At 70.9% G+C, this 13,867-nt stretch carries 9 protein-coding genes; all 9 read right to left on the bottom strand.

Annotated elements, in window-relative coordinates; translation table 11 throughout:
- Positions 1 to 21: 21 nt before the first annotated feature.
- A complete protein-coding gene (gene araA / locus AB0M83_RS19860) occupies positions 22 to 1,521 on the bottom strand; it encodes an L-arabinose isomerase (protein WP_364518973.1) in 1,500 nt (499 codons plus the stop codon).
- A 16-nt stretch (positions 1,522 to 1,537) separates the two neighbouring features.
- Positions 1,538 to 2,218, bottom strand: a complete 681-nt coding sequence (locus AB0M83_RS19855; RefSeq protein WP_364518972.1) for an L-ribulose-5-phosphate 4-epimerase — start codon at positions 2,216 to 2,218, stop codon at positions 1,538 to 1,540.
- Positions 2,218 to 3,855 carry a ribulokinase gene (gene araB / locus AB0M83_RS19850; protein ID WP_364518970.1) on the bottom strand — a complete coding sequence of 546 codons (1,638 nt, stop codon included), beginning with the start codon at positions 3,853 to 3,855 and terminating at the stop codon, positions 2,218 to 2,220. The genes AB0M83_RS19855 and araB overlap by 1 nt, the downstream gene beginning before the upstream one ends.
- 73 nt (positions 3,856 to 3,928) lie before the next feature.
- Positions 3,929 to 7,738 (bottom strand): LamG-like jellyroll fold domain-containing protein, encoded by a 3,810-nt coding sequence (locus AB0M83_RS19845; RefSeq protein WP_364518968.1) that lies wholly within the window; start codon positions 7,736 to 7,738, stop codon positions 3,929 to 3,931.
- Between the two features lie 58 nt (positions 7,739 to 7,796).
- On the bottom strand, positions 7,797 to 8,780 hold the full coding sequence (gene yjfF / locus AB0M83_RS19840) for a galactofuranose ABC transporter, permease protein YjfF (protein WP_364518967.1): 984 nt from the start codon (positions 8,778 to 8,780) through the stop codon (positions 7,797 to 7,799).
- On the bottom strand, positions 8,777 to 9,832 hold the full coding sequence (locus AB0M83_RS19835; protein WP_364518965.1) for an ABC transporter permease: 1,056 nt from the start codon (positions 9,830 to 9,832) through the stop codon (positions 8,777 to 8,779). The genes yjfF and AB0M83_RS19835 overlap by 4 nt, the downstream gene beginning before the upstream one ends.
- Positions 9,829 to 11,331: a sugar ABC transporter ATP-binding protein gene (locus AB0M83_RS19830; protein ID WP_364519099.1), complete on the bottom strand. Its 1,503-nt coding sequence runs from the start codon at positions 11,329 to 11,331 to the stop codon at positions 9,829 to 9,831. Before AB0M83_RS19830 ends, AB0M83_RS19835 begins: the two co-directional genes overlap by 4 nt.
- Before the next feature lie 104 nt (positions 11,332 to 11,435).
- Positions 11,436 to 12,416 (bottom strand): ABC transporter substrate-binding protein, encoded by a 981-nt coding sequence (locus AB0M83_RS19825; protein WP_364519097.1) that lies wholly within the window; start codon positions 12,414 to 12,416, stop codon positions 11,436 to 11,438.
- A 77-nt stretch (positions 12,417 to 12,493) separates the two neighbouring features.
- The gene (locus AB0M83_RS19820; protein WP_364518963.1) at positions 12,494 to 13,537 is read right to left on the bottom strand and encodes a LacI family DNA-binding transcriptional regulator; all 1,044 of its coding nucleotides are present in this window, start codon (positions 13,535 to 13,537) and stop codon (positions 12,494 to 12,496) included.
- Between the last annotated feature and the right edge of the window lie 330 nt (positions 13,538 to 13,867).

The following is a 13,867-nucleotide window of genomic DNA, read 5'->3' as shown; positions in this document are numbered from 1 at the left end:
AGCCTTTGTCCGAAGCCTGTGTCAGAAACCCTGGGCGAGGCGGTGGTAGGCCTGGTTCCAGCGGATGCGGTCGGCGAAGCCGTGCGGCGTGGTGTCCTTGTCGATCACCAGCAGCTCGACCCCGAGCAGGTTCGCGAAGTCGCGAAGGGTTTCGGTGCTCACGGCCTGGGTGAGCACGGTGTGGTGCGGGCCGCCGGCCGTGATCCACGATTCGGCGGACGTCGACAGCGACGGCGCCGGCTCCCACACCGCCCGCGCCACGGGCAGGTTGGGCAGCGGCTCGTCGGGCGCGACGACCTCGATCTCGTTGGCCACCAGGCGGAACCGGTCGCCGAGGTCGACCAGGCCGAGGGTGACACCGGGGCCGGGCGCGGCGTCGAACACCAGCCGGACGGGGTCCTCGCGACCGCCGATGCCGAGGGCGTGGATCTCGCACGACGGCTTCGCGGCCGCGATGCTGGGGCAGACCTCCAGCATGTGCGCGCCGAGGATCTTCGGCGTGCCCGGCCCGAAGTGGTAGGTGTAGTCCTCCATGAACGACGTGCCGCGCTCGGCGCCCACGCCCATCGCCTTGACCGCGGCCAGCAGCGCCGAGGTCTTCCAGTCGCCCTCGCCGCCGAAGCCGTAGCCGTCGGCCATCAGCCGCTGCACCGCGAGGCCGGGCAGCTGGCGCAGGCCGCCGAGGTCCTCGAAGTTCGTGGTGAACGCGCCGAACCCGCCGTCGGTGAGAAACTTGCGCAGGCCCGCTTCGATCCTGGCCGCGTACCGGAGCGACTCGTGCCGCGCTCCCCCGGCCGCCAGCTCCGGGACGACGTCGTAGTCCTCGGCGTACTGGGCGACGAGCGAGTCCACATCGGCAACTTGATCGACCAGCTCCACCAGGTCGTTGACGCCGTAGGTGTTGACCGAGACGCCGAACCGCAGCTCGGCCTCGACCTTGTCCCCCTCGGTGACGGCGACGTCGCGCATGTTGTCGCCGAACCGGGCCAGGCGCAGGTTCCGCAGGTGGTCGGCGCCGATCGCCGCGCGCGCCCACGCGTCGATCCGCGCGACGACGGCCGGGTCGGACACGTGGCCGGCGACGGTCTTGCGCGGCACGCCGAGGCGGGTCTGGATGAACCCGAACTCGCGGTCGCCGTGCGCGGCCTGGTTGAGGTTCATGAAGTCCATGTCGATGGTGGACCACGGCAGGGCTTCGTTGAGCTGGGTGTGCAGGTGCAGCAGCGGCTTGCGCAGCGCGTCCAGCCCGGTGATCCACATCTTCGCGGGCGAGAAGGTGTGCATCCACGCGATGACGCCGACGCAGGCGGCGTCGGCGTTGGCTTCCTGCAGCACCCGCCGGATCGACGAAGCTTCGGTCAGCACCGGCTTGCCGACGATCTCGGCCGGCAGCCCACCGGCGGCCGCCAGGAGCTGCTGGATCCGCAGGGACTGGCCGGCGACCTGCTCGAGGGTCTCTTCGCCGTAGAGGGCCTGGCTCCCGGTGAGGAACCAGAGCTGGGGTTTCGACGCGCGGGTCATCGTTCTCCTCGGAAGTTCAGTGCTGGCCGTAGACGTTCTGGTACCGGGCGTAGAGCCGGTCGACGTCCTCGGGCGGCAGGGGTTCGGGCGTGCCGAGCTCGAAGGCCTTGTGCACGGTGCGGGCGACGTCCTCGACCATCACCGCGGCCTTGACGGCGTCGCGGGCGGTGCGGCCGACGGTGAACGGGCCGTGGTTGCGCATCAGCACGGCCTTGGAGCGGCTCGTGCGCAGCGTTTCGACGATGCCGCGGCCGATGGAGTCGTCCCCGATCAGGGCGAACGGCCCGACCGGGATCTCCCCGCCGAACTCGTCGGCGATCATCGTGAGCACGCACGGGATCGGCTCGCCGCGCGCGGCCCACGCGGTGGCGTACGTCGAGTGCGTGTGGACGACCCCGCCGATCTCCGGCATGTGCCGGTAGACGTAGGCGTGCGCGGCGGTGTCCGACGACGGCGCGAGGTCGCCGTGGACGAGTTCGCCGTGCAGGTCGGTGACGACCATGGTGTCGGCCGACAGGTCGTCGTAGGACACGCCCGACGGCTTGATCACCATCAGCTCACGGCCGGGCACCCGGGCCGAGACGTTGCCCGCGGTCCAGATGACCAGCGCGTTGCGGGTCAGCTCGCCGTGCAGGTTCGCCACGGTTTCCCGCAGCTCGGCGACGGTGTCGAGGACTTCTCCGGTCAGGGAGGACATCAGGATCGTCCTTTCGCGACGGCGCGACGGCGAGCCGCCAGGCGGTGCATGACATCGTTGGCGCCGCGGCCGAAGTAGTCGTGCAACGCCGTGTATTCGGCGTACAGCTCGTCGTAGGCGACGACGTGCGCGGGCACCGGCCGGTACACCGCGCGTTCGACCGAACCCATCGCCGCGGCGGCCGCGCGGATGTCCGGGTGGGCCCCGGCCGCGACGGCCGCGTGGATGGCCGACCCCAGCGCGGGCCCCTGGTCGGAGCCGATGACCGACAGCGGCAGGTTCGTGACGTCGGCGTAGATCTGCATCAGCAGCGCGTTCTTGACCAGGCCGCCGGCGATGATCAGCTCGGTGACCGGGACGCCGGCCTCGCCGAAGGTCTCGATGATCTTCCGGGTGCCGAAGGCGGTGGCCTCCAGCAGCGCCCGGTAGGTGTCCTCGGCACGGGTGGCCAGCGTCTGGCCGACGATGACGCCGGACAGCTCGTGGTCGACCAGGACCGACCGGTTGCCGAGGTGCCAGTCGAGCGCGACCAGGCCGTGCTCGCCGATCTCCTGCCGGGCGGCGAGCCGGGTGAGGTGCTCGTGGCCCTCGTAGGACGCCGGGACGCCGTGCTCGACGAACCAGCCGAAGATGTCGCCGACGCCGCTCTGCCCGGCTTCGTACCCCCACAGCCCGGGGACGATGCCGCCGTCGACGACCCCGCACATGCCGGGGACCTCGTGCAGCTCGGCGCCGTTCATCACGTGGCACGTCGAGGTGCCCATGATCGCGACCATCTGCCCGGGCTCGACGGCTTGGGCGGCCGGCGCCGTGACGTGCGCGTCGACGTTGCCGACCGCGACCGCGATGCCTTCGGGCAGCCCGGTCCAGGCGGCGGCTTCGGCGGACAGGGAACCGGCACGGGAACCCAGCTGGCCCAGCGGGTGTTCGAGCTTGTCGGCCACGAAGGACTCGAAGCCGGGCGCGAGCTCGCGGAGGAAGTCGCGGCTCGGGTACTGGCCGTCCTGCAGGATGCCCTTGTAGCCGGCCGTACAGGCGTTGCGGACGTAGGTGCCGGTCAGCTGCCAGACGATCCAGTCGGCCGCCTCGACCCAGTGCCGCATCGCCGCGTAGACGTCCGGGGCCTCTTCGAACACCTCGAGTCCCTTGGCGAACTCCCACTCCGACGAGATCAGCCCGCCGTAGCGCGGCAGCCACTTCTCGCCGCGGGTGCGGGCCAGCTCGTTGATCCGGACGGCCTGCGGCTGCGCCGAGTGGTGCTTCCACAGCTTGACGTAGGCGTGCGGGTTGCCCTCGAACTCGGGCAGCTCGCACAGCGGCGTGCCGTCGGCGGTCGTCGGGACCATGGTGCACGCGGTGAAGTCGGTGCCGATGCCGACGACGTCGGCCGGGTCGGCGCCCGCGTCCCGCAACGCCGCCGGTACGGCGTGGCGAAGGACTCCGACGTAGTCCGCGGGCACCTGCAGTGCCCAGTCCGGCGGCAGTGCGCGGCCGGTCGCGGGCAGCGTCTCGTCGAGCACCCCGTGCGGGTACTCGAACACGGCGGAGCCGAGTTCCGCTCCGTCACGGACCCGCACGACCACCGCGCGGCCCGACAGCGTGCCGAAGTCGACGCCGACGGTGAGTGGTTCAGCCACGGTGTCCTCTCCCTCCTGGTGTGGTGACCGGGACGCGGCGCGGGCGGCGGTGGACGCGCCGCGCCCCGGGGGTCTAGCGGCCGGTGATGACGAGCGTCGTCACCGAGTTGGCGGGCAAAGTCAGCTTCGAGGTCGCCGCCAGCCCGGTGATCTCCCTGGTCTGCGGCACGATGGCGGTCGGCGCGGCGAGACTGTTGCGTCCCGCCGGGTCGCCGGTGAGCGTGGTGAGCGTCCCGGTGCCGTCGACCGCCGTGACGCCGGTGAGCGCCAGCCGCGCGGTCTGCACCTGCCCGGTCGGGTTGACCAGCTTGACCGTGAACGTCTTCTTCCCCGCCTTGGTGGTCACGTTGACCACCTGCCGCAGCGGGCTGCCCTGGTTGAGGCGGCTGGTCACGATCTGCTTGCCGAGCGTGCTGGAGAACATCTGCTGCACCCAGTACGACGGCGAGCCGTAGCTGCTCCCGGCGTCCAGGCCGATCAGGTTGACCGGCCAGTTGGACTGGTTCTCGTGCACCAGCACCGGCGCGTACATCGAGCCGATGACGATGTCGCTGTTGCGTTCCAGGCCGGTGAGGAATGCGGCCTCGCCGATCGCGGCGGCCAGGGTGCCGGTGGGCCGGCCGTCCTGGGCGCCGTACTCGCCGACGAGGATCTCCGGGCCGCTGCGATCAGCCGTGTCGTAGCGGGTCGAGTTGTCGGTGAACCACTGCGGCGACTGGTAATAGTGGTCGTCAGCGGCGTCCGGGCGCACGCCCGTCAGGGTGCTCGACGCGGCCCCGCCCTGCAGCCCGCCGGTCGTGGCGATGACCGTCAGCTGCGGGTACTTCGCCTTGATGGCGGTGTACATGTCGGTGAAGCGCCAGGCGTAGCTGCCCGAGGTGTCGAACCAGTCCTCGTTGCCGACCTCGACGTAGCGCAGGTCGAACGGCGCCGGGTGCCCGTCGGCGACGCGCTTGGCGCCCCACGTCGTCGAAGCGTCGCCGATGGCGTACTCGATCTCGTCGAGGGCTTCCTGGACGTACTGCGGGTAGTCGGCCTGGTCGACGTGCTGGCCGTTGAGGGTGTAGCCGGCGAACAGCCCGAGCAGCGGCTGGGCACCGATGTCCTCGGCCAGCTTGAGGTAGTCGAGGATGCCGAAGCCGTCGGTGGACCAGTAGCCCCACGCGGTGTTCTGGTGGCCGGGCCGCTGTTCCAGGGAGCCGATGGTGTTCTTCCACGCGAACCGCGTGTCGAGGGTGTTGCCCTCGAGGTAGTTGCCGCCCGGGACGCGGAAGAGGCCGAGCTTCATCGCCGCGAGCTTCTGGCCGAGGTCCAGGCGGACGCCGTGGTTCTTGAAGGTCGGCGGGAAGAGCGACACCTGCTGGAACCAGGCGTCCCCGGCGAGTGCCTTCTTCCCCTTGTTCACCAGCGAGACGACGATCCGGTTGTCGGTGGATGCGGTGATCGTCGACGGCGTGGTGAAGCTGAACGTCTGCTGCGCCCACGTGGCGCCGGCCGGCTGGACGTCCTTGCTCGCCAGCACGGTGCCGTCCGGCTTCTCCAGGCTGACCCGGACCGCGCCGGTCCAGGTGCCCTTGGCGAAGAAGCTGCCGGTGTACTTGGTGGACGGCTTCGCGGCGACGCCGTAGTAGCCGACGTTGACGGCCGCGACCCGGCCACCGGCCGGAACGGCGTCGGCGTGCAGCTTCAGGGACCGGTCGAGCGCGGTGTTCAGGGGGGTCGCGGTGTCGATGCCGTAGGTGCCGGTGGCGCCCGCCGAGGTGAGCAGGGACCAGTACGGGACCGGCGTGTTGCCCGCGCCGCTGCCGGGCTGGTAGCCCTCCTTGAAGGTGCGGTTGCGGACGAGTTCGGCGTAGAGGCCGCCTTCGACGGAGTGGCTGATGTCTTCGAGGATGGAGCCGTAGGTGGTCGGCCGGGTGTTGGCGCGGACGACGTTGGCGTCGACCGCGAGCTGGTTGGCGCCGGCGAGGGTGCCGATCTGGGCCGCGGTCAGGGGGAAGCGGCGCAGCTCGACCTCGTCGATCGCGCCGGTGAACCCGGCCCCCACGGTGAACGGCGCCGCGGCGGTGCCCGAGGCCGGGCAGGCGGAGACGTCGAGTGTGGTCCCCGACGGCGTCCCGCAGGTGCTGGTGACCGCGGCCGCGTCGCCGTCGGCGTAGACGGTGAGCCGCTGCGACGCGCGGTCCAGGACGACGGCGGCGTGGTGCCAGTTGCCGTCGGCGAGCCCGCCGCCGGTGGTGGTCACCTGGATGGTGCCGACGCGGGCGGTGAGCTTGCCGCCGGTCACGCCGAGCGCGTAACCGTCGCCGTGGTCCACGAGGGTGCCGTCGCCGGTGGTGCGGAACCACGCGGCCAGCGAGAGCGAGCCGGTGCCGGTGTCGAACGCGGGCGAGGTGCCCATGTCCACAGTGGACTTCCCGTCGAGCTGCACGGCCTTGCCCGAGGCGCCCGCGGTCCAGGTCGCTCCGCGAAGAGTGCCGTCGGCGGCGTTCGCGCTCGAGTCGCGGGTGATCGTGCCGGCGCCCTCGTCGAAGTGCCACGTCCCGCTCGCGGCCAGGGCGGCAACGGCGGACGCGCTCAGCGGTGTCGGGTACGCGCGGACGTCGTCCACGCCGCCGGCGAACCAGTCGGCCGGGCTGCCCGCCCACTTGCCGCGGCCGATGACGAGGTGCCCGCCCGCGGTCCACGGCGTGGTGAACGGGACGCTCTGCTGCAGGGTTCCGTTGACGTACAGGGAAAGCGTGCCGGCCGCGCGGTTGTAGACGCCCACCACGTGCTGCCACTGGTCGGCCTGCGCGGGCAACGTGGAGACGGCCGAGGACGACGCCGAGTCGCCGTCGGACGCGCGGCGGGTGAAGGCGAAGCGGCCGTCGGCGGCGCGCTGGAGGTAGAAGCCGCTGATCGCGGCGCCGTCGACGCTGACCGCCGTCCGGAAGCCGGTGGCCGCGGTCGGCTTGACCCATGCGGAGACGGAGAAGCTCTGCGCGGTGTCGATCACCGGGGCCGGGGCCTCGACGGCGGCATCGGTGCCGTCGAGTGTGACGCCGTGCGGGCCGACGACGCCGTCGCCCCAGGTGGCGCCCCCGGTGAGGGTGGCGGTGCGCGCGTCGAGGGAGTCGTCGGCCGCGGTCGTGCCGGTGCCTTCGTCGAGGGTCCAGTGCCCGGCGATCGCCAGCCGGGCGGCGTCGGCCGCGGTCAGCGCGCCGGAGTAGGCGCGGACGTCGTCGATCGACCCGTCGACGTAGTCCACCGGGTTGCCGCCGTACTTGCCGCGGCCGATCACCAGGTGGCCGGTACCGGCCCAGCCGGCCGGCGCGGACACCGTCGCCTGGCGGGTGCCGTCCACGTAGAGGGCGAGGGTCGACGCGGCCGCGTCGAACACGCCGGTGAGCTGGTACCACTGGCCGGCGACGGGATCGAAGTTCGCCGAAGCGACGACGCCGTCGGCCGGCGCGTCCCCGGCGAGACGGGTGAAGGCGAAGCGGCGGGAGTCGTCGCGGAACTGCAGGAAGAAGTTGCTGACCTGGGTGCCGTCGATGCTGACGAACGTCTGGAAGCCGGTCGTCTTGTCGAGCTTCACCCAGCTGTTGACGGAGAAGCTCTTCGTGGTGTCCAGCACCGGCGCGCCGGCATCGGCGAACCCCCCGGACCCGTCGGTCGTCAGGGCTCCCCCGCGGATCCCCGGCCCCCAGCCCGCGCCGCCGTTCAGCGTGGCGGGGTGTTCACCGGCGCTGTCGGCGGCCGTCGTCCCGCTGCCCTCGTCGAACGTCCAGTGCCCGGCGAGCGCCGAAGCGGGATCGGCCGCGGCGGCCGTCACCGGGACGGCGCAGCACAGCGCCAGGGCGGCGAGCACGGCCATGGGCCGCCGCAGTCTGCGGAGCATGACTCTCCCTCGAGTGGGTGCGGAAGCCGCACTTTCACGTGAAAGTGCGGCTTCCGCGTTAGCGGGTCCGTCGGGTGACGAGGCGTTGCAGGACGATGAAGACGAACAGGAGGGCCCCGGTGATGATCGAGGTCCACCACGAGTTGAGGGTGCCGTCGAAGGTGATCAGCGTCTGGATGATGCCCAGCACCATGATCCCGAGCACGGTGCCCAGCACGTAGCCGGAGCCGCCGGTGAGGATGGTGCCGCCGATGACCACCGCGGCGATCGCGGTCAGCTCCAGGCCGACGCCGTTGAGCGGATCGCCGGACGACTTGTACAGCACCAGCAGCAGCCCGCCGAGCGCCGAGCAGAAGCCGCTGATCGTGTACACCGCGATCTTCGTGCGGCCGGTCTTGAGGCCCATCAGCATCGCCGACTGCGCGTTGCCGCCGATCGAGTACACCGTGCGCCCGAAGCGCGTGAAGGCCAGCACGTAGGCGGCCACGGCGACGACGATCAGCGCGGCGACCACGCTGATCGAGATGTGCAGCTCCCCGCCGAGCGGGATCTGCGTCTGGGCGAGCGTCGCGATCGTCGCGTTGTCGATCGAGTAGGCCTCCGTGCTGATCGTGTAGCAGAGCCCGCGGGCGAAGAACATCCCGATCAGCGTGGCGATGAACGGCTGGATCTCGAAGAAGTGGATGAGCGCGCCCATCCCGGCGCCGAGCAGCGCGCCGACCACCAGCACCACCGCGATCGCCGCGTACGCGGGCCAGCCGTGCTTCTGCAGCAGGTCGCCGGAGATCACCGTGGACAGGGCGACGACCGAGCCGACGGAGAGGTCGATGCCGCCGGTGAGGATCACGAACGTCATCCCGACCGCGACCACGAGCAGGAAGGCGTTGTTGATGAACAGGTCGAGCACGACCTGCCCGGACCCGAACGCCTCATAGCTCGACGCGCCGAAGATGTAGGCCCCGATCAGCAGCGCCATCGTCGCCAGGATCGGCAGGTGCCGCTGCTGCGGCCGGTAGCCCTTGATGCGGGTGAGCGTGGTCATGCGCCGACCTCGACCTTCTCCGGGGCCGGTGCCGGCTCCGGGCTGACCGGATGGGCCCGCTGCCGCCCGCGGAGCTTGCGGCGGAACGCGGGCGACTGCAGGAGGCACACCGCCAGCACGACCACGGCCTTGAACAGCATGATCGCCTCGGGCGGGATGCCGAGGGCGTAGACGGTGGTGGTCAGCGTCTGGATGAGCAGCGCGCCGATCACCGCCCCGCCGAGGGAGAACCGGCCGCCGGTCAGCTGCGTGCCGCCGACGACGACGGCGAGGATGGCGTCGAGCTCGATGAACAGCCCGGCGTGGTTCGCGTCGGCGCTGTGCACGTTCGCGCTGATCATCAGCCCGGCGATGCCCGCGCACAGCGCGCAGAAGACGTAGACGAGCCAGGTCAGGCGAGCCGACCGGAGCCCGGCCAGCCGGCTGGCCTCCGGGTTGCCGCCGACGGCCTCGACGAGCAGGCCGAGCGCGGAGCGGCGGACCAGCAGCGAAGCGAGCACGAACACCGCCAGCGCGATGAGGATGGCGCCGGGCAGCGTGAACAGGAACCCGCTGCCGATCCATTCGAACGAGTGGGAGTTGACCGTGATGATCTGCCCGCCGGAGATCAGCTGCGCGATCCCCCGCCCGGCGACCATGAGGATCAGCGTGGCGATGATCGGCTGGATGCCCAGCACCGCGACGAGCCAGCCGTTCCACACCCCCAGCAGGAGCGAAAGGCCGAGCGCCAGCCCGAACGCGACCAGCGTGGTGCCGACACCGTCCGGGTTGTCGCTGACCCAAAGGCAGGCGAGCGCGCCGCTGATCGCCACGACCGAGCCGACCGAGAGGTCGATGCCCCGGGTCGCGATGACGAGCGTCATGCCGATCGCGATGAGGATCAGCGGGGCGCCGTTCTTCAGGATGTCGACGAGGTTCCCGTAGAGGTGACCGTCGCGCAGCTCGATCTTGAAGAACGACGGGCTCGCGATCAGGTCGCCCAGCAGCAGCACCAGCAGGGCCACCACCGGCCAGAAGAGCCGGTGTTTCGTCAATCCCGTCAAAGCTGTCATGCCTGCACCCCCTCGGCCATCGTGGCCATGACGTCGTCCGCGGTGAGTCCCTGGTTTTCCCGTTGCGCCACCACTTTCCGGTCGCGCAGCACCACGACCCGGTGGCTCAGCCGGAGCACCTCCTCCAGCTCGGCGGAGATGTAGACGACGGCCATCCCGTCGGCCGAGAGCTGGGTGACCAGCCGCTGGATCTCCGTCTTGGCGCCGATGTCGATGCCGCGGGTCGGCTCGTCGAGGATGAGCAGCCGCGGCTCGGTGATGAGCCAGCGCGCCAGCAGCACCTTCTGCTGGTTGCCGCCGGAAAGGTTGCCGACCAGGGCCTCGGGGTCGGCGGGGCGGATGTCGAGGGTCTCGATGTACTTCCGCGCGATTTCGTCCTGGCGCCGGCGGGACAGCGGCCGCGCCCAGCCGCGAGAGGCCTGCAGCGCGAGGACGATGTTCTCGCGGACGGTCAGTTCCTCGACCAGCCCCTCGGACTTGCGGTTTTCCGAGAGGAAGGCGATCCGGTGGTCGAGCCCGGCGCGCGGGGTGCGCAGGTTCGTGAGCTCCCCGTCCACGCGCACCGACCCGCTGTCGGCGTGGTCGGCGCCGAAGAGCAGCCGGGCGAGCTCGGTGCGCCCGGACCCGAGCAGCCCGGCCAGCCCGACGACCTCGCCGGCGTGGACGTCGAGGCTGAACGGCTCGACACCGCCCTTGCGGCCGAGGTCTTCGGCGGACAGGAGCACCGGAGCGCCGGCGACCTCGGCCCGGGTGGGCCCGGAGTCCTCGAGCGTCTCCAGGACCCGCAGCTCCTTGCCGATCATCTTGGTGACCAGTTCGACGGGCGTGATGTCCGCCGTGCGGTACTCGCCGATCAGCTTTCCGTTGCGCAGCACGGTCATCCGGTCGGCGACAGCGAAGACCTGATCGATGAAGTGGGAGACGAACAGGATCGCCAGCCCCTGTTCGCGCAGAGACCGGACGACTTTGAGCAGCTGCTCGACCTCGCCGGTGTCCAAACTGGACGTCGGCTCGTCGAGCACCAGGACCCGCGCGTCGACGTCGAGCGCGCGGGCGATGGCGACGAGCTGCTGCACGGCGATCGAGCAGGTGGACAGCTCGGCCGAGACGTCCACGTGGACGTCCAGCCGCGCGAGCAGTTCCTCGGCCCGCCGCCGCATCGGGCCCCACTGGATGCGGCCGAAGCGGCGGGGTTCCCGGCCGAGGCAGACGTTCTCCGCCACGGACAGGTTCGGGCAGAGGTTGACTTCCTGGTAGACCGTGCTGACGCCGGCCTGCTGGGCCTCGCCGGGCCCGCTGAAGGCGACGGCGCCGCCGTTCAGCTCGATCGTGCCCGCGTCCACCCCGTACACCCCGGTGAGCACCTTGATGAGGGTGGACTTGCCGGCGCCGTTCTCGCCCATCAGGGCGTGGACCTCGCCGGGGAACATCCGGAACGCGACGTCGTCCAGGGCGAGGACGCCGGGGAATTCCTTGCGGATACCGCTCATCCGCACCATGGGCTGCGGTTCAGGCATGTGGTGTGCTCCGGGGTGGACGCGGGGGTCGTGGGTGGTCAGCCGGGTCGGAACCCGCCTGACCACTCACGACCTGCGGGCTGCGGTCAGTACTGGCGCTGCGGCAGCGCGGCCTTGGCCGACGCCTGGTCGAACTCGGTCTCCTGGGTCTCGATGCGGGCGGGCACCTGCTCGCCGGCGGAAACCTTCTTCACCAGGTCCATCAGCTGCGGGCCGAGCAGCGGGTTGCACTCGACGACGTGGTTGATCTTGCCGTCGGCCAGTGCCTGCAGCGCGTCCTTCACGCCGTCGACCGAGACGATCTTGATGTCCTTGCCCGGGACCTTGCCCGCCGCCTCGATCGCCTCGATGGCGCCGAGCGCCATGTCGTCGTTGTGGGCGTAGAGGACGTCGATCTTGGGCTGCGACTTCAGGAAGGCCTCCATGACCTCCTTGCCCTTGGCGCGGGTGAACTCACCGGTCTGCGACGCGACGATCTTGTACTTCGGGTCCGCCGCGATGACGTCCGCGAAGCCCTTCTTGCGGTCGTTGGCCGGCGCCGAACCCGTGGTGCCCTGCAGTTCGACGATGTTGACCTGGCCGGTGGCGCTGCCGTACTCCTTGGTCAGCCACTCCCCCGCCTTCTTGCCCTCGGCGATGAAGTCGGAGCCGAGGAAGGTCTTGTAGAGCGACTTGTCCGGCGAGTCGATCGCCCGGTCGGTGAGGATGACCGGGATGTTGGCCGTCTTGGCCTCCTTCAGCACGGTGTCCCAGCCGGACTCCACGACCGGCGAGAAGGCGATGACCTTGACCTTCTGCTGGATGTAGGAGCGGATCGCCGAGATCTGGTTCTCCTGCTTCTGCTGCGCGTCGGAGAACTTCAGCTCGATGCCCGCGGTCTTCGCCGAGTCCTGGATCGACTTGGTGTTGGCCGTCCGCCACCCGCTCTCGGCGCCCACCTGGGCGAAGCCGAGCGTGATCGCCCCGCCGGAGCCACCGGAGGAACCACCACTCCCGCAGGCGGTGAGCAGCACGAGTCCGGCCGCCGCGGCCGCCGCGGCGGCCCATCGCTTCTTCAGCACGTTCACTCCTCGATCGACGGTGATCATTTTTGTTAGCGTTAACATCCGGAGCTGGTCTTCTTCTGTTCGGCGCGCGTACGGCGCTAACGCGGCCCGGTGCTTTCGCGGACGATCAGCTCGGGCACGACCAAGGCGCGCGCGTGCCGGTCGCCCCCGCCCATCCGCTGGGTGAGCAGGCCGAACGTACGCCGGCCGACTTCGATGAAGTCCTGGCGCACCGTGGTCAGCGGCGGCGTGAAGTACGCCGCCTCGGGCACGTCGTCGAAGCCCGCGACACGCACGTCCCGCGGCACCGAAACGCCGGCCTCGGCGAACGCGCGGAGCAGGCCGAGCGCCATCTGGTCGTTGCCGGCGAAGACGGCGTCGAGGTCGCCTTCCTTGGCGAGGGATCGCCCCGCCTCGTAGCCGGAGCGCGAGCTCCAGTCGCCCCGGATCACCTCGGGCACGTCCACGCCGTGGCGTTCCAGGGTCTCCCGCCAGCCGAGCTCGCGGTCGCGGGCCTCCAGCCAGTCCTCCGGCCCGGCGACGTGCCAGACCGTGCGGTGCCCCAGGGCGAGGAGGTGCTCGGTGGCGCGGCGGGCACCGTCGCGCTGGTCGACGGAGATCACCGGGACCGGCGCGGCCTCCCCGCCGCCGACGGCGACGACCGGGAAGTCCGCGGGCGCGGCTTCCAGGGCGCGGCCCGCGGTGACGTGCGGGGCGATGACGATGATGCCCTCGACGGCTTGGCGGCGGAGGTTCTCCACCGCGTCGGCGATCGACGACCGCCCGGGCCGGCTGACACTGGAGATCGTGATCGCGTACCCGGCTTCGCGGGCGGCGTTCTCGATGCCGTAGAGCGTGCTGGCCGGACCGTACAGATTGGACTCGAGCGCGACGACACCGAGCGTGCCGGTGCGTCCGGTGACGAGCGCGCGGGCCGCCGAGTTCGGGCGGTAGCCCAGTTCTTCGATGGCGGCGAGCACCCGGGCGCGGGTTTCGGGGCGCACCGGGCCGGTCCCGTTGATGACCCGGGAGACGGTCATGTGCGACACGCCCGCCACGCCCGCGACATCGGTCAGGCTGGGCTGCCGCGTACCGGCGGCGTTCACCCTGACAGGGCCGCCGGAGCGGGGTCGTTCGGCCACCGGCGTCCCCTTTCGTCCGCTTCGACGTGGTCGCCGTCACCCATCCGGGTGGCGGCGAGGAGTCAGTGTTAGCGATAACACCAGCGGGGTCAAGACCGGGGTGCGTAACGGTCTAGTCACGTGCGCCGGAGGGCCCGGTGTTCGTGGCTTCGCGGCCCGACCTGCGGGAAGGGTCGTGGGAAATTCACCGGGCGCGGGAGACGGCGGTGTTCAGGGGGCATGTTCGGCCCCCGCGCCGGACGCAGTGAATGACTCATTCCTGGCGTCCGGCGCCTGGAATGAGTCATTCACTGCACCGGAGGCGACCCTGCTCCGGTCGGCGGCTCGCGG

The sequence above is a fragment of the Amycolatopsis sp. NPDC051106 genome, assembly GCF_040682775.1.
GTDB lineage: Bacteria > Actinomycetota > Actinomycetes > Mycobacteriales > Pseudonocardiaceae > Amycolatopsis.
The sequence above is the reverse complement of the archived record's forward strand: the minus strand, read 5'-3'. Positions and strand labels throughout refer to the sequence as shown.